Origin of the sequence: Halomonas sp. G11 (assembly GCF_001663515.1) — a bacterium.
GTDB lineage: Bacteria > Pseudomonadota > Gammaproteobacteria > Pseudomonadales > Halomonadaceae > Vreelandella.
On the sequence record NZ_LYXG01000010.1, the window covers coordinates 68,229 to 89,177 of the forward strand.

The following is a 20,949-nucleotide window of genomic DNA, read 5'->3' on the forward strand; positions in this document are numbered from 1 at the left end:
TTAGCGCACCATTCCGATAACGCGGTTGAGCGCCGCTACAAAGGTTTCTACCTCTTCAAGGGTATTATACGCAGCAAATGAGGCCCGACACGTTGCTTCTACCCCGAAGTGATGCAGGAGCGGTTGAGCGCAGTGATGCCCCGTGCGGATTGCCACGCCCAACTGGTCGATCAACAGGCCAATATCCTGGGCATGTACCCCGTCAACCACGAAGGATAGCACGCCTGCCTTGTTCGGTGCGGTACCCAGAATACGTAGCCCCTCCACCTGGCTGACCGCCTGGGTGGCATGATGAAGCAAAACGCCTTCCCAGGCACTAATCGCCTCGACCCCGACACCTTCCATCCACTCAAGGGCGCGGCCCAAGGCAATGACTTCGGCAATCGCCGGCGTCCCCGCCTCGAACTTGTGCGGAATAGCAGCAAAGGTAGTGCCCGCGTCAAAGGAAACGGTGTCGATCATCTCACCGCCGCCCTGCCAGGGGGGCATCGCTTCCAGCAACGCTTTTTTGCCATACAGCACACCAACGCCGGTAGGCCCGTAGACCTTATGCCCCGAGAAGGCATAGAAATCAGCATCGATGTCCTGCACGTCAACCCGTTGATGCGGCGCGGCCTGGGCGCCATCAACAAGGGTCAAGGCGCCAAACTGATGCGCCAGCGACGTCATCTCTTTAACGGGATTGATCGTACCTAACGCATTGGACACGTGATTGACTGCGACCAGCTTGGTACGCTCGCTCAACAGTTCCCGATAGGCGTCCATATCCAGCGCGCCATTTGCGTCCACGGGAATGACCTTGATGGTAAACCCGCGCTCGGCTGCCAGCAGTTGCCAGGGCACGATGTTGGAATGGTGCTCCAGCATCGATATCAGCACCTCATCGCCAGGATGCAGTTGGGTGCGCCCCCAGCTTTGCGCCACCAGGTTAATCGCCTCGGTGGTGCCTCGGGTAAAGATAATCTGACGCGCGTCTTCCGCATTGAGAAACCCTTTCACCCGTTGACGCGTACCCTCAAACGCCGCGGTGGCCTCATCGGCCAGGGTGTGCAGACCACGGTGAATGTTGGCGTTATAGCGCGAGTAGTAATCGCTGAATACGTCTATCACTGGCTGCGGCGTCTGGCTGGTCGCCGCATTGTCCAGGTAGATCAGCGGCTTGCCGTTAACTTCGCGGCTAAGCACCGGGAATTCCCGGCGCAGCGCGGCCACGTCATAGCGCGCGCTGTCTTGCTCCAAGGGCGTCTCAATCACGGTATGGGGCATCGATAGCTCCTTGATTAGTCGTTGAGCGAAACCGCTGCTTCTACCAACCCGGCAAGGTTGAAACGCTCTGGCAATTTACCGGCGACGGCAAGTTCCACGCGCTCGGCCACGGCATCCAGCGCCACCTGCTCCAGCACTTCACCGGCAAACGCCAGTGTCAGTAGACCGCGAGCGGTCGCTTCGTCGATTCCCCGGGTGCGCAATGCGTAGATGGCTTCTTCATCAAGCTGGCCGGTGGTCGTGCCGTGGGAGCACTTGACGTCGTCCGCGTAGATTTCAAGCTCAGGCTTGGCGTCGATGTGAGCACGGTCGGAAAGCAGCAGGTTCTGGTTGCTCTGGAAACCTTCTATCTTCTGGCTGTCGCGTTTGACATATACCTTGCCGTTAAACACGCCGTGGGCACGGTCATCCAGAATGCCCTTGTAGTTCTCGTTGGAGAACGTCAGCGGCGCATTATGATTGACCTTGGTGTGGTTATCGACATGCTGGCGACCCTGGCCAAAGAACAGCCCGAGGAAGTTGGTTTCAGCCCCCTGGCCGTTCAAGTCACTGATCAGGTCGTTACGCACCAGCGCACCGCCCAGATTCAGGTTGTAGGAGCTGTACCGGGTATCGCGGCCTTGCTCGACATGGATACTCGCCACGTGCATATCGCCCAGCGGGGCTTCCTGAAGCTTGTAGTGGTTCAGAATCGCACCACGGTCCAGCATCAGCTCAGCCACCACGTTGGTGAAATTCGTGGCATCGGTTTGACCGGCATAATGTTCGATCAGCGTCGCTTCGCTGCGGCTACCGGCTTCTACCAGAATACGCGGATGGCTCATCACTGGCGTACCGGCACGGGAAAGGAATTGCAGCAGAATGGGCTTTTCCACCACTGTCCCCGGTGCGATGCGTACCACGGCACCTTCTTCCATAAACGCCGTATTGAGTGCCGCAAAGGCGGAAAAATCAACGCTTGTCAGACGACCCAGCGGCCCGCCAACGGCTTCATGATTGTCGGTCAGGGCCTTGGACAACGGCAGCATCTGAACGCTATCGGGCAGTGCCTCCAGATCAGACAGCGCTGATGAAAACACGCCGTCGACAAACGTCAGCCGGTAGGCATCCAGGGGCAGCGTCAATGCGGCTGCCTGGGCCTGGGAGAACTCGGCACTTTCCGCCAGGGCAAAATTGCCCTGGGCAATAGAGCGAACATCGGTGTATTTCCACTCTTCATCACGGCGAGTGGGGAAGCCAACAGCCTCGAAGCGCGCCGCGCCAGCCTGGCGGCGAGCCGCGATCCAGGTCGGCTCTGCATCGCGCTGTTGGCTACGCGCGTTCAGCGTGTCCAAAAACGTTTGCGTGTCGCTCATGCCGCAGACTCCTCAATGCCTTCGTACCCGTTGGCTTCCAGCTCTTTGGCAAGCTCTGCATCGCCGGTTTTGACAATGCGCCCGTCGACCAGAACGTGAACCTTGTCCGGGACGATGTAATCGAGCAGGCGCTGGTAGTGGGTCACCAGCAGAATCGCGCGGTCTTGGGCGCGCAGGCTGTTGACCCCGTCGGCAACGACTTTCATGGCGTCGATATCAAGCCCCGAGTCAATCTCGTCAAGCATGGCGAGCTTGGGTTGCAGCACCAGCATTTGCAGAATTTCGTTGCGCTTCTTCTCGCCGCCAGAAAAGCCTTCGTTGACCGCACGCTGCAAAAAGCTGGCATCCATCTTCATCAGGCCAAGCTTCTCTTTCACCAGCTTCATGAACTCAGGTGCTGGCAACTCGTCTTCACCACGCGCGGCACGCTGGGCGTTGAGGGCGGCTTTGAGCAGGTAGATATTTTTCACCCCGGGAATTTCGACCGGGTACTGGAAACCCAACAGCAGGCCCGCCTGGGCACGCTCTTCGATTTCCATTTCCAGCACGTCCTGACCCTTGAAGGTAATGCTGCCCTGGGTGACCTCGTAGCCATCCTTGCCCGCAATTACCGCCGACAACGTGGATTTACCCGCGCCGTTAGGGCCCATCAGCGCATGCACTTCACCCTCGTTGATTGTCAGACTGAGGCCTTTGAGAATCTCGCTGCCTTCGACGGTGACGTGTAAATCTTTAACTTCCAACATAGTAAAAACCCTTCAAATGCTTACAGATCGCTTACGCGACGCTCATAAAAGTTGTCTGGTACCGTGGCGCGCTTAGCCCACCGCGCCTTCCAGTGTCACGTTCAGGAGCGCTTCGGCCTCGACCGCGAACTCCATCGGCAATTCCTGGAACACGTCCTTGCAGAAGCCGTTAACGATCATGCTGACCGCGTCTTCCTCGGTGATACCCCGGCTCTGGCAGTAGAACAGCTGGTCTTCACCAATTTTGGACGTGGTCGCTTCGTGTTCAATTTTGGCCGTGCTGTTACCTATTTCCTGGTACGGGAAGGTATGCGCACCTGACTTGTCACCTATCAGCAGCGAGTCGCACTGGGTAAAGTTACGGGCCCCTTTGGCGCGCGGGCCGATTTTCACCAGCCCCCGATAGGACTGATCGCTCTTACCGGCAGAGATACCCTTGGCGACGATATAGGAACGGGTGCCCTCCCCGATGTGGATCATCTTGGTACCGGTATCAGCCTGCTGGCGGCCGTTAGTCACGGCGACAGAATAGAACTCGCCGATACTGTCTTTACCGCGTAGCACGCAGGAGGGGTACTTCCAGGTGATGGCTGACCCGGTTTCAACCTGGGTCCAACTGATCCGCGAACGCGCGCCACGGCATTCGCCACGCTTGGTCACGAAGTTGTAAATGCCACCCTTTCCGTCTTCATCACCGGGATACCAGTTCTGGACCGTGGAATACTTGATATAGGCATCGTCCAGTGCGACAAGCTCTACCACCGCCGCGTGCAGCTGGTTTTCATCGCGCATCGGCGCGGTGCAGCCTTCCAGATAGGAAACCTGAGCCCGGCTTTCACAGATGATCAGCGTACGCTCGAACTGACCGGTGTTGGCGGCATTGATACGGAAGTAGGTCGACAGCTCCATCGGGCAGGTCACGCCTTCCGGCACGAAGACAAAGGACCCGTCGGTGAACACGGCAGAGTTCAACGCCGCAAAATAGTTGTCGTTCTGTGGCACCACGGTCCCCAGGTACTGCTTAACCAGTTCCGGGTAGTCACGGATCGCCTCAGAGATCGAGCAGAAGATGACACCGGCCTCGGCGAGCTGCTTCTTGAAGGTGGTGGCCACCGATACCGAGTCGAACACGGCATCTACCGCAACACCGGCAAGCGCTGCCCGTTCATGCAGCGGAATGCCCAGTTTCTCGTAAGTTTCCAGTAGCTTGGGATCGACTTCGTCGAGGCTCTGGGGACGATCTTCGGGACGCTTCGGTGCACTGAAGTAGGAAATCGACTGGTAATCGATCGGCGGATAATTCAGGTGCGCCCAGGACGGCTCTTTCATTTCCTGCCATTTGTGGAACGCCTCCAAGCGCCACTCCAGCATCCACTCCGGCTCGCCTTTCTTTTTGGAAATAAAGGCGATGGTGTTTTCATCCAGGCCAGGTGGCAGGGTGTCGCTTTCGATATCTGTTACAAAGCCTTCTTTGTAATCGCGACGAACCAACTGTTCCATTTCTTCGGTTGCCATGGTCATACCCTCCGGGCAGTTGGGTGGCGAGGTTAGCTCGCCGTCAATAAGAGATAAGTGCCTGTATCGGTCATGCTGGTCATGCGGTAGCTGCCGATAGACTTATGCTTTGAATTGGTAGCTGTACGGGTAGCTTGATCGGTGTGGTGTCGGCCAAATGCGCAAGCGTCACGCTTTCAAGCAGTGTGCGAATGGCGAGCGATACGCGCTGCCAGTTGTCCGCCACGCCACAGGTGGCCACGAGCTCGCAGTCACCTTCCGCCTGGCTGCACTCAGTCATCGCCACCGGGCCCTCAATGGCGGAGATAATGTCTGCCGCCGAAATCTGGGAGGCAGGCCGGGCAAGCCGGTAGCCGCCCTGGGCGCCGCGCTGTGACTCAAGAAGTCCTGCTTTCACCAGCATTTTGAGCGTTTTGCTTACCGTCGGATGAGGCAGCTGCACCGCATCGGCCAGGTCTGCCGCCGCATGTGACGCCTGTGACTGACGGGCAATCTGCGCCATGACCACGGCGGCATAGTCTGTCAGCCGGGAAAGCTTAAGCATGTCGACTCCCATTAGCCATTGCATTTGGCCTATCCACTCAATTGAGTACCATTTTAGTCCTGTATAAATTTGATGTGAAGCCCTTCTGCAAATTCCTTATCAAATAGCGCAATTTCCTGACACGTTCGCCGCTGATAACATCAAAAAAGCTAATCATTATCATTCAATGAAACTATCAGACTGCTGGGCGAGATGCTGCGCGAAAAAAACCCGCGAGGGTTCGCGGGTTTCATCGGAGAACGATGGGGAAAATGATACTCCCCCGTTGCCGTGGCAGCGTCAATCGCGCTGATAGGTGCCGACCAGTCGGTTCATGCCTAGCAGGTTTGGCTCGATTTCACGCAGCAACTCGTTGAGTGTCAGCCCTTCGGGCAAGGCCGTTTGATGGTCAAGCGCCAGCACCCAAAAATAATAATAATGCGTACCATGGCCTTCTGGCGGCATGGGGCCACCATACCCCTGGTTGCCGAAGTCATTGGCACCGGCGGTGCCCAGCGCCGTATTTTCACTCAGCTCGTTGAGATCGCCCGGCAGGTTATACAGCACCCAATGAACAAACCCGTAGGTGCCGTCTTTAACCAGCGGCGCATCGGGATCGTGGCACACAACGGCGAAACCCTTGGTACCTTCGGGTGCGCCCTGCCAAGCCAGTGCAGGCGATACATCATCTTGCTCGGCACTATGCTTTGCGGGAATCGCTTGATGATTCGCAAAGGCACTGCTGGTTACCTGCATTGAAGATAGAGCAAACGCCATATTTCTCTCCTTGATCTTCCAGTGAGAAGTGCCAAAAGCCTTGTCGAAAAGCACAGCGTTGTCAATGTCATCAGGTGACAAGTCCTTTACTGGGGCGGCCAGCGACCTTCACGCTTCAAGCGTTTCTCCACCCAGTGATCGTAGTAACGACGCAACGCCTGCTTGATACCAGGCAAACCGATCAACCATGCCGCGGGATAAAATAACGGTATCCGCTGCATGAGTAACCGATAGGCATCAATACCCTCAATCATGCGGCCGTCACTCAGCTCAATATGCAGCGAGCGCAAGGCAGCTTCCGGCGCTATTCCCTTGTCGCGCAGGCGTTGCTGATGCTCGGTCACATCGAACCAGTCAATATCCCTGGCGCGCTTGCCTGCCCAGCGCTCAAAGCGCCGTCGATCTTCTCGGCAGCCAGGGCAGATCGCATCGTAATACACGTTGATCATGGCATTCGTGGGCATATAGGCTCTTGGAACAGGTGGATAGTTAGTGTGGCATGTTGCTGCAACGACGCAAATCTCATCCCCACAGGTTACCTCATGAAACAGCTACTCATCGTTGCCCATACTCCTTCATCGAACACCCAGGCGCTCAGCGATGCAGCTTATCGTGGTGCCACACACACCGACCTTGAAAACGTGCGCTGCGTGGTCAAGACCCCTTTCAAGGCTGGTCCTGACGATGTACTTGCCTGCGATGGCATCCTGCTTGGCACCACGGAAAACCTGGGTTACATGAGCGGTGCGCTCAAGGATTTTTTCGACCGCAGCTACTACGGCGTCATAGAGGAAAAACAGGGCCTGCCTTGTGCCCTGTACATTCGTGCCGGGCTTGACGGTACCGGCACACGACGAGCGGTGGAAAGCATCGTTTCCGGCCTGCGCTGGCGGTGGGTACAGCCACCTCTCATCCTGCAGGGAAGATGGCAGGAGGATTTTGCCACCCAGGTGGAAGAGTTGGGGCTCTACTTAGCGTTCAGCCTGGATAATGGCATTGTATAACGTCGCCAAGCCTGCCTTACTGTAAGCAATCTCTTTAGCGCTTGGGCCAACAACTGATACGCCTGTACTGAGCGCGCCCTAACTCAGGTATATGACCATGCAAAACGTTATCGCCTTCTATGATGATCGCGTCCTTGCCCACGAACCCAATATCGAGTCCGACTTTTTACATGACCGCATCGATAAACGCATTCGTCATCTACTGGCTGGCCTGCCGGTGCCATGGAAATATCCTGAACACCCCGGCCGCTTGAAAGCCATACAGCATCTCCTCACAAAAGCCCCCATTGAAGGCCTGACGTTTGAAGGGGGCAAAGCGGCCACCCATGAGCAGTTGGCGCGGGTGCATACGACCTCTTATTTGACCGATATTTTTAGTTTACGCGGTAAAAATGCCTGGCTGGACGTGGACACCACGGCGGTCTCACCGGGCAGCATCGACGCCGCGGAAGTGGCAGCAGGTACCGCGATTGCCGCCGTTGAAGCGGTGGTGGAAAAACGTGCTAAAAGCGCCTTTGCCCTTGTTCGACCGCCTGGACACCATGCCGAACCGGTTCGCGCCCGCGGTTTCTGTCTATTCAATAATGTCGCCGTCGCAGCGGCCCATGCCCGCAGTGCCCTGGGCTGTGAGCGCGTGCTGATCGTTGACTGGGACGCCCACCACGGTAACGGCACTCAGGATATCTTTTGGGCCGAGCCCAATGTCATGTTTTTCGACATACACCGGGCTGCCCCCTTCTACCCAGGCTCGGGTCATCTGGAAGAAGTCGGTGCCGGACTGGGCGAAGGTACCACCATCAATGTTCCACTGCCTGCCGGCGCCGGTGACGAGGCTTTTCTCAAGGCGTTTCAGGATATTCTGGCTCCGGCGGCCGAATGGTTTAAGCCCGATATCATTCTGGTTTCCGCCGGCTTTGACCCGCACTGGCACGACTTGGCCCTCAATGTTTCCTACGACGGGTTTGGCGCCTTGACCGGCTTCTTACAGCAGCTGGCTGAGAAGCACTGCGATGACCGCCTGGTCTTTATTCTGGAGGGTGGGTATAACCTGGAGTCGCTGGCCAACGGCACGCGCGCCGTGTTTGCCGTCCTTGCTGGCCAGACAATCCCCGTCCCCGACAGCTGCGGTATTGCTGAAGTCGAGGCAGCGGCCAATTTCCACCGCAGCGCTTTTCAGGCCGAGTAGCGACTACCCCATCCAGTTAACTGTTGGCGCTGTTATTATCTTAAATGGTGCGCCTTCAAGCAGCCCGTACTCAATTTCCCGCTCGTCTTCAATTGGCCTCTGAGGTAAGTTGACGTAAATAATTGACTATATGGGTATTTTCCTGCTGTCCGGACACCTCATCAAGCGCAGATTCCAGGAAATTATCATAGTCTTTTCCCGCCTCGGCCTGTACTTGCCGACCACGTTTGGTAAGAACCGTATAGACGCCACGTTTATCATTTGGACATACATCACGGAAGGTATACCCGTTGCGCTCCATACGCTCGACCAAACGCGTCACAGAACTCTGATTCAGCCCCAGCTTTAAGGCCAACTCTTGCATACGTAGCTCGGCATCTGGCGCTATTGAGAGCAGTTTCAATGCCCTGTATTCGGTAAGCCCTAGGCCATGCTCTCTTTGCATCGCTTTAGCCACCTGATTTTCTACCGATTCAAAGACGTTTCTCAATTGCTGCCAAACTACAGACTGGGGGATCATAATTGGTCTCATCTAAACGAGTGATGTCATTTTCACTTTAGCTTCCCTGATATTTGTACATGCATATTTTAGCCAAAATTTGCTCTATTTCTCAACTAAATCGCTGTTAGCGGTAATTAATTTTTCCTGCCAGCAATATTCCCAACAGCTATCGACAGATTCCCTCCGAGAAGAACTAAACACCCAATTTACTTGCATGCGCAAGCATATTGACATTCAAAAATTAATCACTAACCTATTAATGCTTGCACATGCAAGCAATTGCTTGACCTGCCTTCCAATAGATGGCTATGACAATGGACTACAGCGAAGGTCAGTTGGTATTCACCCACGCTATTCCGAGCTGATAGCGATGGTGAACATTTACCATCCAGGCATAGTCATGCCAGACGGCGGGCTGCCGCGAGCCAAATCCCCAAGCTCAGGGGTTTAATGCTAATTATATGCATGTACAACCACAGGAAATCTCATGAACACACAAATAACCATCTACACCGATTACGTCTGCCCGTACTGCCTACTGGCAGAGCACATCGTCGAAGAAGTGATCCAAGGGCAAGACATCGGGATCACATGGCGCCCCTACGAGCTTCGGCCCGAGCCGGTACCGACTCTGCGCGTCGAGGACCCCTATTTGCCACAGATCTGGAAGCAATCTATTTATCCGATGGCAGAGCGTCTCGGCGTCCCGATCAAGCTGCCGACTATTTCGCCTCAGCCACGCACCGACAAGGCCTTCGAGGTCTTCGCAATGGCGGATGAGAATGGGCATGGCCACGCATTTTCGATGACGGCCCTAAAAGCGTTTTTTCAGGATGAGGAGGATATCGGCAATCCGGAAGTCTTAGCCAATCTAGGAGCCAAAGTAGGCCTTGAGCGCGAGGCGGTACTTAACGCACTGACCAAAGGCACTTACCGAGATCGCCATCGCGAAGCTCTACGCCATGCCCAGGAGGACATGACCATCGCGTCCGTGCCCACCATTGTGGTGGGCGAGCAAGTTTTCCGTGGCGTACCGTCCCATGAAGCGCTGCGTCGGGCCATCGATCAGGCCACGGCAGAGGCCGACCACAAGCAGCGCCTGCCTGATTCTACGCTCCCAGGCAACGCACACTAGTTCACACAAGCAGGTCTTAACACAACCTCTAAACACCGCAGGAGTAACTACCATGATTAGCTGGCTATATCTCGGCATCGCCGTTCTTTTTGAAATTGCCGTCGCCTTCTCAGCAGGAAACGCAAAGGGGTTCACCCGCCTATGGTGGACGATTGCCACGCTTGTCAGCGGGGCCATTGCCACCTTCTTTCTCAGCCTCGCTCTCCTCGAGTTCGATGTCGGCGTGGGCTACTCCATCTGGACCTCCGTCGCTGGGGTCGGAATCGTCATCCTGGGTGCGATTTTCTTCCAGGAACGGCTCAATCTAAGAAAGCTTTCGGGTATCGCCATGGTCATTGGCGGTGTCATCGGCCTTCGACTGAGCGGCGCAGCGTAAGGGCAAATCAAGCAGTAACCGCCATTGCGGTACCTATGTCATCAGCACTAAACCAAAGGAAATCAACATGACGAATACATCTTCCCCCCTAGCCGACAATGGCCGTGCATGGCTCGCGCTGCTGCTCGCCGGCGCCTTCGAAATCGTTTATGCCTTGAGTGTCGCCGGTAGCGAAGCCTTTACTGTTCTGAGCTGGTCGATCTCGGCCATCGTCTTCTTCCTGCTCACGCTGTACGCGCTGAGTGTTGCCTTGAAGACTATCGACGTAGGCATTGGCTATGCCGTCTGGGCGGGCATCGGTGCGGTAGGTTCGGTCGTGTTTGGCAGCATTTTATTCGATCAATCCTTCACGTTGGTTCAGGGGTTTTGGCTCACTGTCATCATTGCTGGTGTTATCTGGCTGAAACTGGCCAGTAGCGAAAAACTGCAAGTCAATGGATCAAGTACCTCACCGTCTTGAATAACCCATAAAAACTCCTAAATGGGCATGCTAAACCGCATGCCCATTTGGGGAGATCCACTACGTTTGGAGACAAGTGATGTCCTCTAGTCCAACTGAACGCTTCTCGAAGCTCATGGAAGAGGTAGTGACCTACTCGTCAGAGCATGTTCGCAGTGGCGGCATCCCCTTCACTGCCTTTGTCGTCGATGCCTCCGGTGCGATTCTGGGGCGTGGTGTAAACCGCGTCGTGGAACATCACGACCCGACCGCCCACGCAGAGGTAGAAGCGATAAGAGACGCGTGTCGTAACGTCGGCACCAGCCAATTGCGGGGGATGGCGCTCCTGGCGTCGGGCGAGCCCTGCGCCATGTGCTACCTGAACGCTCTCTTCGCAGGCATCGACGAGGTGATCTATGCGGTTGATCGGGATGATGCCGCCGAAGCGGGCTTCGATTACCGCGGCTCCTATCAGATGCTGGCGCACTTCCCCGACCAGTGGCCGATGAAGGTACACAAGCACGCCACCACCCAGGCACTCGAGCCGTTTAACCTTTGGAGAAGAAAAAGGAGTCTCCTGTGAACGCCCCATGACCCAGCTCAAGCCAAAAAATTCTACTGCCCCGCGCACTATGAAGGTACCGTTTATCTACATCTGCACTGGGGTTAGGGAAAGCAGGGTTGAACCGAGGGCATCAACCAAAACGGCACCCCGAAGGGTGCCGTTTTACGTTCTGACTAACGCCATGGTTATCTGAGGCGTTCAAATACGGTGGCAACCCCCTGCCCCATGCCGATACACATGGTGGCGAGACCGAGGGTGGTGTCGCGCTGCTGCATGACGTTAAGCAGCGTTGTACAGATGCGCGAGCCCGAGCAGCCCAGCGGGTGCCCCAGCGCAATGGCGCCGCCGTGCAGGTTCACCTTCTCGTCCATGGCATCCAGGAAACCCAAGTCTTTCAGCACGGGTATGCCCTGAGCGGCAAAGGCTTCGTTGAGCTCGACGGTCTGAATATCCTCAGCGGAAAGCCCAGCGGCTTTCAGCGCCTTCTTGGAAGCAGGCACCGGGCCATACCCCATGATGGACGCATCGCAGCCCGCTACACCGGTGGACACCACCTTGGCGATCGGCTCGAGACCCAGGGCCTGGGCACGCTCGTAGCTCATTACCGCCATGGCGGAAGCGCCCACCGACAGCGCCGAAGAGGTACCTGCCGTCACGGTACCGTTGCGCGGATCAAACACCGGCTTGAGGTTAGCCATCGACTCCAGGCTGGCATCGGGACGAATCACTTCGTCATTCTTGACCATCACCTTGAAGCCTTGCTGGTCGTGGCCTTCGACGCCGATGATTTCGTTGTCAAAGTAGCCTTTCTCCATCGCCGCCTGGGCACGCTGGTGGGAGCGTACGCCAAACTTGTCCTGGTCTTCGCGGGAGACACCGTGCATTTTACCCAGCAGCTCGGCGGTCAGGCCCATCATCATGGCGGCTTTCGCGGCGTGCTTGCTGGCCGCGGGGTTGACGTCAACGCCGTGAGTCATCGGCACATGCTCCATGTGCTCGACGCCGCCGATAATGTAGAAATCCCCCATACCGGCCTTGATATTGGCCGAGGCGATATGCAGCGCGCTCATGGAAGAGCCGCAAAGGCGGTTGACAGTCTGCGCCGGTACCGAGCGCGGGATGCCGGTCATGATGGCGGCGTTGCGCGCAATGTTCATCGACTGCTCGAGGGTCTGGTTAACACACCCCCAGATCACATCGTCGACTTCTGAGGCATCCAGATTGGCGTTGCGCTGAAACAAGGCCTGCATGGCAGCCGCGGACAAATTTTCTGCCCGCACGTTACGAAACGCGCCGTTCTTGGCTTTTGCCATGGCGGTGCGTACGGCGTCGACCACCACGATATCTCTCGGATTCAAACTCATCATATTTCTCCTGTACGTGGTGACTTAGGCCTGATCGCCGACGGTGTAAAAGAGCTCGTCATTTTTGGCCATCTGGCGCAGCTTGTCAGTGGGCGCGTAAAGCGGTCCCAGCTCATCAGCCAGCCCCTCGGCCAGCTTGACGAACTCGGCCACGCCCATGGCGTCAATGTAGCGCAGCGCACCACCGCGGAACGGCGGGAAGCCGATTCCGTAAATCAGCGCCATGTCGGCTTCGGCAGGCGTCGCGACAATACCGTCTTCCAGGCAACGCACGGTCTCCAGGCACAGCGGCACCATCATGCGGGCAATGATGTCGTCGTCGGAAAATTCCTTCTGCTCTTTCACCACTTCTTTGACCAAGGTGTAGGCCGCTTCATCGGTGACTTTCTTCGGCTTACCCTTCTTGTCCTCTTCGTAGGCGTAGAAGCCCTTGTCATTCTTCTGGCCGAGTCGCTCGTTGTCGTACATGACCTGGATGGCGGTCTTGCCGTCACGGGCCATTCGATCCGGGAAGCCTTCGGCCATGACCTCGTTGGCGTGAACCGCCGTATCCATACCGACCACGTCCAGCAGGTACGCAGGACCCATGGGCCAGCCAAATTTCTCCATGACTTTATCGACCTGCTGGAAGTCGGCGCCTTGCTCGACAAGTAAGCTAAAGCCACCGAAGTAGGGGAACAGCACCCGGTTGACTAGGAACCCAGGGCAGTCGTTGACCACGATCGGCGTCTTGCCCATGGCCCGCGCGTAGGCGACCGTGGCGGCCACCGCAGCATCCGAGGTTTTCTCGCCGCGGATCACCTCCACCAGCGGCATACGGTGCACCGGGTTGAAGAAGTGCATGCCGCAGAAGTTTTCCGGACGCTTCAGGTTCTTGGCCAGGCGGTTGATGGAAATGGTCGAGGTGTTGGAAGTGAGAATGGTGTTTTCACCGATGACCCCTTCGACCTCCGTGAGCACCGCGTCTTTGACTTTCGGGTTCTCAACGACTGCTTCGACGACCAGATCGACATTGCCGAAATCACCGTAGGAGAGCGTCGGGCGAATATTGCTCAGCTTTTCGGCCATCTGCTCGGTAGTCAGCTTGTTGCGCTCCACCTGCTTGGCAAACAGCTTGCGGGCTTCCTTGAGGCCCAGCTCGATGGCGTCATCCTTGATATCTTTCATCAGGATGGGCGTGCCTTTGGAAGCACTCTGATAGGCAATACCGCCGCCCATGATACCGGCGCCCAGCACGGCCGTTTGCTTCACCGGCTGCGCCTGCTTCTCGTACTGGCTGCCTTTTTTCTTGACCACCTGGTCGTTGAGGAACAGACCCACCAGGTTGAATGCCACGCTGCTCAGCGCCAGCTTGGCAAAGGCCTTGGCCTCGATCGCCTGGGCACGACCACGCTCCTCGCCAGCGCCCTTCTGGATCACCTTGATCGCTTCAATCGGCGCAGGATAATGCGGCCCTGCTTTGCCTGCCACATAGCCCTTGGCGGTTTCAAAGGCCATCATCTGCTCGATGGCGTTAAGCTTGAGCGGGCTGGTCTTTTCGTCGCGACGCGCCTGATAGTCAAGTTCACCGCTGTTGGCGCGGTCGAGAATATCCAGTGCAGCGTCCTGGAGCAGCTCATGGGCAACCACCGCGTCGACGGCCCCCATCTTGAGCGCCGCGTCAGCCCGGTTTTCAGTGCCACCGGCAATCCATTCAATCGCGTTGTCGGCACCGATCAGCCGCGGTAGGCGCACACAGCCGCCCCAGCCCGGCAGAATACCCAGCTTGGTTTCCGGCAGACCGATCTTGGCTTTTTCGCTCATGACGCGGAAGTCGGCGGCCAGCAGTACTTCACAACCGCCGCCCAACGCCAGGCCATTAATCGCTGCTACCGTGGGGAAAGGCAGGTCTTCAATGGCGTTGAAGATGCCATGCACCCGCTCAAGCATCTCGGCAATCTGCTCCTCGCCCTTGGAGAACATGCCGTGAAACTCGGTAATGTCGGCACCCACGATGAAGGCTTCTTTGGCACTGCCAATGACCAGCCCCTGCAGCCCGGTTTCTGCCTGAAGGGCTTTGACGGCCTCTCCCAGCTCAGTCATCACGGCGCTGGAAAGCTTGTTGACGGACTCATCTTTCAAATCGAAAGTGAGCATTGCGATGTCATTGCCACCTTGGGTGTCACGACGTTCCACCGTGATGGCATTGCCTTGATAGATCATCCGCGCTCTCTCCACAAGTTCGGGCGGTCCCGAGCAGCGGGACACACCTCGCATTCATACGGTCGTTTGATTGCGTAAGCTTGGTTGAGTTACCCAAGAACGTCAAGCCCTGACTTTCGGCTAATTCTGCAAACCTCTTCGACCAGCGCTCCCCACCAAGCGTTCGGGCTGTTAGGATCACGACTCGTTGATCATCCGGGTTATTTGATATGAGCACGCTGCTCACACAGGCGCGCATCGCCGCTTTGCAATCGTTTGTGGAACGACTCGTCGTTCGTTTAAAACCATGGAGCTGGCTATGGCCCCCTTTAGCCTTTGCGGCAGGCCTAGGCAGCTTCTTTCTTGTGGATCGCCAGCAATGGCTGGGAGCAGCGCTGGCATTGGGGCTTTTATTCGCCTGGCTGTTGCTTCTCTCAGAAAGCCTGGTCGGTCGCTGGCTTGCCCGTCGAGGCTATCCTACCCTACCCAAAGGCGTTGCCTCGTTCATCGCGCAGATGATCCACCAGGAAACGTTATTTTTCACACTGCCGTTTATTTTGATCACCACCGTATGGAACAGCGGCCAAAGTCTATTCACGCTTTGCGTCGTGGCCATGGCGGTGCTGTCGATTATTGATCCTCTGTATTACAAGGTTGCCGGTCGCTGGCGCAGTCTCTATTTCATGTTTCATGCCCTGTGTGTGTTTTTGGTGGTGCTGGTCACGTTGCCGATCATGCTTCACCTGACCACCGGGCAGAGTTTACTACTGGCCATTGCCACCATGCTGGTGGTGGCAATACCCAGCTTTTGGCACCTGTTGAGACAACGTTCATTCAGTGGCTGGTTTCCGTTACTCGCCATGATGTTAATAGTGGCGGGCCTGGCCTGGTTCGGGCGCGCCTGGGTGCCACCAGCCAGCTTATGGATGACCGGCACGGCGTTGTCACCGGCCCTCAATATTCAGCAACGAGAACCCCGCGGCTCCATTGCCTTGACCCCTCAGGCAGTTAAGCAAAACGGTCTTTATGTGTATACCGCCATTCGTGCCCCACGGGGGTTGAGTGAAACGATTTCCCATGTGTGGCATCACAATGGTGAACAGCTGGACGTCGTCGACCTGGATATCAATGGCGGGCGGGAAGAAGGTTACCGGGCCTGGAGCCACAAACTGAACTTCCCCGAGGATCCGTCTGGCCGCTGGCGGGTGGATATCATGACGGATAGCGGCCAGCGGTTGGGCCTGATTCGGTTTACCGTCAGCGAAGATACCGACAAGGCGACGTTGGCAGATAGCGACATTCGGCCAGCGGGCTTGAGCCGGTTGAATCTTCAGCGCTTTATCGCCGGCCGTGACCGAGACGTTGACCAAACCGACGCTGAGCAGTGATCGTGTCTTGCATTCAGCGCCTGAGATTATGACAATCCGTTTATTCACTTTGACTGGTAACTAGCAGATCATGGCATCATCAATTGGTTTTCGCATTGCTCGCCTGCCCCATCTATGGCGTTCCATATTGGATCGCCGTCTGGCGCCGCTTGGCCTTACGCAAACGCGCTGGGTGACGCTGTATCATCTGTGGCGTCTGGGCGACGGCCAGCCACAGTGTGACCTGGCCCGGGCAATTGGTGTCGAGGCCCCCTCCCTGGTTCGCACACTCAGTCAGCTTGAAGCACAGGGGCTGGTGGAGCGGCGCGCTTGCGATAGCGACCGTCGCAGTAAACGTATCCACCTGACGGATGCGGCCATGCCACTGCTTGAACAGATCGACAGTGTCGCGCAGGAAGCCCGCAAGGAAATGTTCGAGGGTCTCTCGGAAGCGGACCTTGAGCAACTGGGGGAATGGCTGGAACGCATTGAGCAAAACGGACTGGCCATTCAGGCGCGCGATCTACAGGAAGCGGCTTCCTGACAGAGGAGGCTCTTGAGGAGAGCTATCCGCCTGCCCCGACAGTTGGTCGCGTAGCTGGTTAAAATCATCCAGATAGGTGTCGAAACGCGCGGCATTCTGTGACTCCCACCACCAAAGCGTCAGTGACTTGGGCGTTGACTCAAGCACTAGCGCATCCAGTGGCAGGCGTTCCAGCAACGCTTTCAGTGGCGTTTCAGCAGCGTCAGGGATGGGCCTCAGCGGTGCTATGCGCCAGCGCCATCCTGCATGGTAGGGTTCGAGTTCCTGGCTGGCATGCTGGTCGCGGACGAGCAAAAAATCAGGCCCTGGTTGCTGCTGAGGATAGTACCAGCGGTAAGCGGGCATGGTGCCCCTGAAACCATGCAGCGGTGGTTTTTGCTGCTTGATCGTTACCCCTTTACGGCTGGCGTGCAGGCGCATTGCCATGGTTCTCTTTTGTCGCGGGCTCGGTTTTAACCACATCACCGGCGCCAGGACAAACAGCATGATAAAGACAATAATCAACCATTCCATTTCTACATTTCCTTCAAACTGAGCCACACTTGAATGGAGAGTGCGTAAAAACCATGATCCAGGTCGTTGTTAAGATGGGGCACGCCACTTAAAGTAGAGAGCATTAGATACATAACACTGCTTGTTACTCACTAAGGAGATAGGCCATGAGCTATCACCATATTCTGGTTGCCGTCGACTTGACCAAAGACTCTCAGAAAATTCTGGATCGGGCCATCGCGATTGCTGAGCGCAATGACCGCGCCAAGATTTCTATCATGCATACGCTTGAACCCCTGGGTTTTGCCTACGGCGGCGATATCCCGATGGATTTGACCAGCATTCAGGACCAGCTTGACGATCACGCCAAGAAACGCCTGGCCGACATAGCGTCTCCCCACATTGCCGAGGCAGATCAACACGTGGTGGTGGGTATGCCGGATACAGAAATTCATCGCTTCGCTGAAGAACACGGCGTTGACTTGATTGTCGTCGGCTCCCACGGACGCCATGGGTTTGCACTGCTGCTTGGTTCCACCTCCACCGGGGTGTTGCATGGTGCCCAATGTGATGTGCTGGCGGTTCGCGTGGGTAAAAAAGGCGAAGAAAGCGACGAATAATGCCGGGTGCGGTTGAAGGTGCCGGTGATACCGGCACCTTCAACACGCTGCTTATTCACCGTTGGCCATCGCCTCCAGGGCCATCCAGCGCTCCATGGCCGCATCCAATGCCTGCTGCGTCTGCTCAAGCGCTTTCAGCTTGGCCGTCACGTCGCTCGCGTCCTGCTGATAGAATGCCGGGTCGGCGGCTTCCTGCTCCAGTGCTTCCACGTTGTTTTCCAACCGCTCTATCTCGGCAGGTAACGCATCAAGTTCACGCTGTAGCTTATAGGAAAGCTTGACCGGCTTTTGCGCCGGTGCAGCGGTTGCGCTGTGCTTTTCTTTAGCTACCGTTGCCGTCGGCTCGGCGTTCTGCCGTGCCGCCCCCTCCCAGGGAGCCGGTGGCAACTTGCCCCCTTGACGAATCCAGTCGGTATAGCCGCCGACGTATTCACGCACAACGCCTTCACCTTCGAACGCCAGCATGCTGGTGACCACGTTATCCATAAAGGTCCGATCGTGGGACACCAACAGCAGCGTTCCTTCGAAATTCAGCAGCAGCTCTTCCAGAAGCTCCAGGGTTTCCATGTCCAGGTCGTTGGTTGGCTCATCGAGCACCAGCACATTGGCGGGCTGGGTAAACAGCTTGGCCAGCAACAGACGATTGGACTCGCCGCCCGAGAGCGCTTTTACCGGTTGGCGGACGCGGTCTGGCGTGAACAGGAAATCCTGCAGATAGCTCATGACGTGGCGGTCTTTACCACCGACACTGACTCGATCACTCCCTTGCGCCACGTTGTCGTAGACCGTTTTCTCGGGCTCGAGCCCTGCACGTAGCTGGTCGAAGTAAGCCACTTTAAGGTTGGTGCCCAACTGGACAGTGCCTTCCGTCGGCTCAATCTCGCCGAGCAATATCTTGAGCAGGGTTGTTTTACCGGCCCCGTTACGCCCCAGAAAGCCAATTCGGTCGCCACGCATCACTTCAAGATTCAGATCGCGGATAATGGTGTCATCGCCGAACCGCTGACTGACGCCTTTCAGCTTGACGACACGCTTGCCGGTGCGTTCTCCACTGTCAACCGACAGGTTGGCCGTTCCCTGGCGCTCACGGCGCTGACTGCGCTCGTTGCGCATCGCCTCAAGGGCCCTCACCCGGCCTTCGTTACGCGTCCGGCGTGCCTTGATACCCTGACGAATCCAGACCTCTTCCTGAGCCAGCTTTTTATCGAACTCGGCGTTTTCCCGGGCTTCCACTTCAAGCTCGTGCTGCTTGCGCGCCTGATACTCAGCATAGTCACCGGGATAGTGCCCAAGCTTGCCACGATCCAATTCAAGAATGTTGGTCGCCAGTTTGGAGAGGAATGCCCGGTCGTGGGTGATCAGCAACACCGCGCCGTTGAATGCGAGCAGCTGCTCTTCAAGCCAGGCAATCGTATCCAGGTCCAGATGGTTGGTCGGCTCGTCGAGGAGCAGCAGGTCAGGCTGGGCAACCAGCGCCCGGGCCAGTGCGACGCGGCGCCGCCAACCACCGGAAAGGGCGCTCATCTCGGCTTCCGGAGGCAACCCCAAGCGCGTCAGCACCACGTCAATCTGCTGATGGAACGACCACCCATCAATCGCCTCAAGGCGAGTTTGCAAGGTGGCCATGCGATTCATGTCGGGATCAGGGTCATTGATCAAATGCTGGTATTCCGACAGTAACTCTCCGGCCTCGGGCAGTCCTTGCGCCACCATGTCGAAAATCGTCATGCCGGACGAGTCGGGCAGTTCCTGGGCTAACACGCCGATTTTCAAACCGGGTGCCCGCCAGATCGAGCCATCGTCCGGCTGGATATCGCCGGCGACCAGTTTCAGCAAGGTAGACTTACCGGTGCCGTTGCGCCCGACTAACGCCAGCCGCTCGCCTCTCTCAACCGTGAGATCGGCGCGGTCGAGCAGTACCTGGGTGCCGTAGGCAAGTTGCAGCTGTTCGAGTCGTAACAGGGTCACGCAGTGTCCTCCTTCATCATAAGGCGCACAGTGTAACGCATGCGCGGACTGGGCGGACAACGTTAATAAGGCACAATTCCCTTATGTCTCGAACCACCGATAGCCGTCAGCTGATGCCTGACGTTACAATGCGCCTTTTGCGAATTAAGGGGAGTGCCGCTTGGGAACCGCTTATATCGATGATTTTTTACCCGACGCGCTACAGTTCCGGCCCAGCGCGCCGCTGGTTGATATCGGCGCCAACCTGACCCATGAAAGCTTTGGGCGGGATCTGGAAGCCGTCATTCAACGGGCGCAGGCAGCCCAGGTCACCACAATGATCGTTACCGGCACCGACATCGAGCATGCCGAGCAGGCTGTTTCACTCGCGCAGCGCTTTCCCGGCCTCTACGCCACCGCCGGGATACACCCCCATGATGCAAGCCAGTGGAACAACGCCATAGCGGCTGAAATGGCCAGACTGCATGCCAGGCCGGAAGTTGTTGCCGTGGGTGAATGCGGGCTTGATTTCAATCGCAATTTCTCGACGCCCCGTGAACAGGAGCGTGCGTTTGAAGCACAGCTTGCCCTGGCGGCCGAGAGCGGTTTACCGCTGTTTGTGCATGAACGCGACGCCGGCCAACGAATGCGCGAGATGCTGCATGCCTGGCGGGATGAGATCAGTCAGGCCGTGGTGCATTGTTTTACCGCTGACCGCGATACGCTATTTGGCTATCTCGACCTAGACTTGCATATAGGCCTGACAGGCTGGATTTGTGACGAGCGGCGCGGCCATCATCTACGCCCGTTGGTGGGTGAGATTCCACTTGACCGGCTGATGGTAGAAACCGATTGCCCCTATTTGCTGCCGCGTAACCTGCCAGCAAAACTCAAAGGGCGCCGACACGAACCTGCCCTGCTGCCATGGATTGTCAGGGAAATTGCCGAGTGCCGTGGCATCAGCGAAGCTGACATGGGGGCTGCCACCACACAGACCGCCCAACGTTTTTTCCGCCTTCCCACGGAATCTTTAAAGGAGTACTAG

General features: G+C 56.9%; 22 protein-coding genes and 2 pseudogenes. 10 read left to right on the forward strand and 14 right to left on the reverse strand.

The genetic code is table 11. From position 1 onward, the window contains the following. The 7 genes from ADS46_RS05580 to ADS46_RS05610 form a co-directional block, all read right to left on the reverse strand. Entirely contained in the window at positions 1-1,266 is a 1,266-nt protein-coding gene (locus ADS46_RS05580; RefSeq protein ID WP_066317382.1) for an aminotransferase class V-fold PLP-dependent enzyme, read from the reverse strand. A 14-nt stretch (positions 1,267-1,280) separates the two neighbouring features. Beyond that, complete coding sequence (gene sufD / locus ADS46_RS05585; RefSeq protein ID WP_066317384.1) at positions 1,281-2,621, reverse strand: Fe-S cluster assembly protein SufD; 1,341 nt, start codon at positions 2,619-2,621, stop codon at positions 1,281-1,283. Continuing rightward, positions 2,618-3,367, reverse strand: coding sequence for a Fe-S cluster assembly ATPase SufC (sufC, locus tag ADS46_RS05590; RefSeq protein ID WP_066317385.1), 750 nt, complete (start codon positions 3,365-3,367; stop codon positions 2,618-2,620). Before sufC ends, sufD begins: the two co-directional genes overlap by 4 nt. A gap of 72 nt (positions 3,368-3,439) precedes the next feature. Then, complete coding sequence (gene sufB, locus ADS46_RS05595) at positions 3,440-4,882, reverse strand: Fe-S cluster assembly protein SufB (protein ID WP_066317469.1); 1,443 nt, start codon at positions 4,880-4,882, stop codon at positions 3,440-3,442. Positions 4,883-4,961: 79 nt separating this feature from the next. Beyond that, a complete protein-coding gene (locus tag ADS46_RS05600; protein WP_066317387.1) occupies positions 4,962-5,426 on the reverse strand; it encodes an SUF system Fe-S cluster assembly regulator in 465 nt (154 codons plus the stop codon). A gap of 279 nt (positions 5,427-5,705) precedes the next feature. Beyond that, on the reverse strand, positions 5,706-6,182 hold the full coding sequence (locus tag ADS46_RS05605) for a YbhB/YbcL family Raf kinase inhibitor-like protein (RefSeq protein ID WP_066317389.1): 477 nt from the start codon (positions 6,180-6,182) through the stop codon (positions 5,706-5,708). Positions 6,183-6,268: 86 nt separating this feature from the next. Continuing rightward, positions 6,269-6,646, reverse strand: coding sequence for a thiol-disulfide oxidoreductase DCC family protein (locus ADS46_RS05610; protein WP_066317392.1), 378 nt, complete (start codon positions 6,644-6,646; stop codon positions 6,269-6,271). A gap of 78 nt (positions 6,647-6,724) precedes the next feature. Here ADS46_RS05610 and ADS46_RS05615 point away from each other — a divergent pair, with 78 nt between their 5' ends. Together ADS46_RS05615 and ADS46_RS05620 are read left to right on the forward strand one after the other, a co-directional pair. After that, complete coding sequence (locus ADS46_RS05615) at positions 6,725-7,186, forward strand: flavodoxin family protein (RefSeq protein ID WP_066317395.1); 462 nt, start codon at positions 6,725-6,727, stop codon at positions 7,184-7,186. Positions 7,187-7,283: 97 nt separating this feature from the next. Then, the gene (locus ADS46_RS05620; protein WP_066317396.1) at positions 7,284-8,372 is read left to right on the forward strand and encodes a histone deacetylase; all 1,089 of its coding nucleotides are present in this window, start codon (positions 7,284-7,286) and stop codon (positions 8,370-8,372) included. Between the two features lie 88 nt (positions 8,373-8,460). Here ADS46_RS05620 and ADS46_RS05625 read toward each other — a convergent pair whose 3' ends face one another. Further along, complete coding sequence (locus ADS46_RS05625; RefSeq protein WP_066317398.1) at positions 8,461-8,892, reverse strand: MarR family winged helix-turn-helix transcriptional regulator; 432 nt, start codon at positions 8,890-8,892, stop codon at positions 8,461-8,463. A 469-nt stretch (positions 8,893-9,361) separates the two neighbouring features. Here ADS46_RS05625 and ADS46_RS05630 point away from each other — a divergent pair, with 469 nt between their 5' ends. From ADS46_RS05630 to ADS46_RS05645, 4 genes are all read left to right on the forward strand, one after another. Beyond that, the gene (locus ADS46_RS05630; RefSeq protein ID WP_066317400.1) at positions 9,362-10,009 is read left to right on the forward strand and encodes a DsbA family oxidoreductase; all 648 of its coding nucleotides are present in this window, start codon (positions 9,362-9,364) and stop codon (positions 10,007-10,009) included. A gap of 52 nt (positions 10,010-10,061) precedes the next feature. Then, entirely contained in the window at positions 10,062-10,385 is a 324-nt protein-coding gene (locus tag ADS46_RS05635; protein ID WP_199825197.1) for a DMT family transporter, read from the forward strand. A gap of 67 nt (positions 10,386-10,452) precedes the next feature. Then, complete coding sequence (locus ADS46_RS05640) at positions 10,453-10,845, forward strand: DMT family transporter (protein ID WP_066317403.1); 393 nt, start codon at positions 10,453-10,455, stop codon at positions 10,843-10,845. Positions 10,846-10,924: 79 nt separating this feature from the next. Then, a complete protein-coding gene (locus ADS46_RS05645) occupies positions 10,925-11,407 on the forward strand; it encodes a nucleoside deaminase (RefSeq protein ID WP_066317406.1) in 483 nt (160 codons plus the stop codon). Between the two features lie 167 nt (positions 11,408-11,574). On the opposite strand, the gene fadA is transcribed toward ADS46_RS05645, so the two are convergent. Together fadA and fadB are read right to left on the reverse strand one after the other, a co-directional pair. Beyond that, positions 11,575-12,753 carry an acetyl-CoA C-acyltransferase FadA gene (fadA, locus tag ADS46_RS05650; protein WP_066317409.1) on the reverse strand — a complete coding sequence of 393 codons (1,179 nt, stop codon included), beginning with the start codon at positions 12,751-12,753 and terminating at the stop codon, positions 11,575-11,577. A 24-nt stretch (positions 12,754-12,777) separates the two neighbouring features. Continuing rightward, the gene (gene fadB, locus ADS46_RS05655) at positions 12,778-14,955 is read right to left on the reverse strand and encodes a fatty acid oxidation complex subunit alpha FadB (protein ID WP_066317412.1); all 2,178 of its coding nucleotides are present in this window, start codon (positions 14,953-14,955) and stop codon (positions 12,778-12,780) included. A 209-nt stretch (positions 14,956-15,164) separates the two neighbouring features. Between fadB and ADS46_RS05660 the strand changes: the two genes are divergently transcribed. After that, complete coding sequence (locus ADS46_RS05660) at positions 15,165-16,322, forward strand: DUF5924 family protein (protein ID WP_066317418.1); 1,158 nt, start codon at positions 15,165-15,167, stop codon at positions 16,320-16,322. 70 nt (positions 16,323-16,392) lie between these two features. Beyond that, complete coding sequence (gene slyA / locus ADS46_RS05665; protein WP_066317419.1) at positions 16,393-16,845, forward strand: transcriptional regulator SlyA; 453 nt, start codon at positions 16,393-16,395, stop codon at positions 16,843-16,845. Here slyA and ADS46_RS05670 read toward each other — a convergent pair. After that, entirely contained in the window at positions 16,825-17,358 is a 534-nt protein-coding gene (locus tag ADS46_RS05670; protein WP_066317420.1) for a hypothetical protein, read from the reverse strand. The two genes, slyA and ADS46_RS05670, sit on opposite strands and share 21 nt — an antisense overlap. Positions 17,359-17,504: 146 nt before the next feature. On the opposite strand from ADS46_RS05670, the gene ADS46_RS05675 reads away from it, so the two are divergent. Further along, complete coding sequence (locus tag ADS46_RS05675) at positions 17,505-17,957, forward strand: universal stress protein (protein WP_066317422.1); 453 nt, start codon at positions 17,505-17,507, stop codon at positions 17,955-17,957. A 51-nt stretch (positions 17,958-18,008) separates the two neighbouring features. On the opposite strand, the gene ADS46_RS19160 is transcribed toward ADS46_RS05675, so the two are convergent. The 3 genes and pseudogenes from ADS46_RS19160 to ADS46_RS19170 form a co-directional block, all read right to left on the reverse strand. Continuing rightward, a complete protein-coding gene (locus tag ADS46_RS19160; protein ID WP_420706097.1) occupies positions 18,009-18,524 on the reverse strand; it encodes a hypothetical protein in 516 nt (171 codons plus the stop codon). A gap of 69 nt (positions 18,525-18,593) precedes the next feature. Next, a pseudogene (locus ADS46_RS19165) lies at positions 18,594-18,908 on the reverse strand (ATP-binding cassette domain-containing protein); the annotation flags it as partial. A gap of 150 nt (positions 18,909-19,058) precedes the next feature. Continuing rightward, positions 19,059-19,925: pseudogene (locus ADS46_RS19170) on the reverse strand (ABC-F family ATP-binding cassette domain-containing protein); the annotation flags it as partial. Positions 19,926-20,085: 160 nt separating this feature from the next. Here ADS46_RS19170 and ADS46_RS05685 point away from each other — a divergent pair. Beyond that, positions 20,086-20,949, forward strand: a complete 864-nt coding sequence (locus ADS46_RS05685) for a TatD family hydrolase (RefSeq protein WP_066317433.1) — start codon at positions 20,086-20,088, stop codon at positions 20,947-20,949.

What these genes read in the sequence shown, in the direction of transcription:
- sufC (WP_066317385.1), bottom strand. Translation starts at nt 3,367, where the DNA reads ATGTTGGAAGTTAAAGATTTACACGTCACCGTCGAAGGCAGCGAGATT.
- ADS46_RS05630 (WP_066317400.1), top strand. Translation starts at nt 9,362, where the DNA reads ATGAACACACAAATAACCATCTACACCGATTACGTCTGCCCGTACTGC.
- ADS46_RS05620 (WP_066317396.1), top strand. Translation starts at nt 7,284, where the DNA reads ATGCAAAACGTTATCGCCTTCTATGATGATCGCGTCCTTGCCCACGAA.
- ADS46_RS19160 (WP_420706097.1), bottom strand. Translation starts at nt 18,524, where the DNA reads ATGGAAACCCTGGAGCTTCTGGAAGAGCTGCTGCTGAATTTCGAAGGA.
- ADS46_RS05675 (WP_066317422.1), top strand. Translation starts at nt 17,505, where the DNA reads ATGAGCTATCACCATATTCTGGTTGCCGTCGACTTGACCAAAGACTCT.
- ADS46_RS05670 (WP_066317420.1), bottom strand. Translation starts at nt 17,358, where the DNA reads ATGGAATGGTTGATTATTGTCTTTATCATGCTGTTTGTCCTGGCGCCG.
- ADS46_RS05600 (WP_066317387.1), bottom strand. Translation starts at nt 5,426, where the DNA reads ATGCTTAAGCTTTCCCGGCTGACAGACTATGCCGCCGTGGTCATGGCG.
- sufD (WP_066317384.1), bottom strand. Translation starts at nt 2,621, where the DNA reads ATGAGCGACACGCAAACGTTTTTGGACACGCTGAACGCGCGTAGCCAA.
- ADS46_RS05660 (WP_066317418.1), top strand. Translation starts at nt 15,165, where the DNA reads ATGAGCACGCTGCTCACACAGGCGCGCATCGCCGCTTTGCAATCGTTT.
- ADS46_RS05635 (WP_199825197.1), top strand. Translation starts at nt 10,062, where the DNA reads ATGATTAGCTGGCTATATCTCGGCATCGCCGTTCTTTTTGAAATTGCC.
- ADS46_RS05605 (WP_066317389.1), bottom strand. Translation starts at nt 6,182, where the DNA reads ATGGCGTTTGCTCTATCTTCAATGCAGGTAACCAGCAGTGCCTTTGCG.
- ADS46_RS05580 (WP_066317382.1), bottom strand. Translation starts at nt 1,266, where the DNA reads ATGCCCCATACCGTGATTGAGACGCCCTTGGAGCAAGACAGCGCGCGC.
- fadB (WP_066317412.1), bottom strand. Translation starts at nt 14,955, where the DNA reads ATGATCTATCAAGGCAATGCCATCACGGTGGAACGTCGTGACACCCAA.
- ADS46_RS05625 (WP_066317398.1), bottom strand. Translation starts at nt 8,892, where the DNA reads ATGATCCCCCAGTCTGTAGTTTGGCAGCAATTGAGAAACGTCTTTGAA.
- slyA (WP_066317419.1), top strand. Translation starts at nt 16,393, where the DNA reads ATGGCATCATCAATTGGTTTTCGCATTGCTCGCCTGCCCCATCTATGG.
- ADS46_RS05645 (WP_066317406.1), top strand. Translation starts at nt 10,925, where the DNA reads ATGTCCTCTAGTCCAACTGAACGCTTCTCGAAGCTCATGGAAGAGGTA.
- ADS46_RS05640 (WP_066317403.1), top strand. Translation starts at nt 10,453, where the DNA reads ATGACGAATACATCTTCCCCCCTAGCCGACAATGGCCGTGCATGGCTC.
- fadA (WP_066317409.1), bottom strand. Translation starts at nt 12,753, where the DNA reads ATGAGTTTGAATCCGAGAGATATCGTGGTGGTCGACGCCGTACGCACC.
- ADS46_RS05615 (WP_066317395.1), top strand. Translation starts at nt 6,725, where the DNA reads ATGAAACAGCTACTCATCGTTGCCCATACTCCTTCATCGAACACCCAG.
- sufB (WP_066317469.1), bottom strand. Translation starts at nt 4,882, where the DNA reads ATGGCAACCGAAGAAATGGAACAGTTGGTTCGTCGCGATTACAAAGAA.
- ADS46_RS05610 (WP_066317392.1), bottom strand. Translation starts at nt 6,646, where the DNA reads ATGCCCACGAATGCCATGATCAACGTGTATTACGATGCGATCTGCCCT.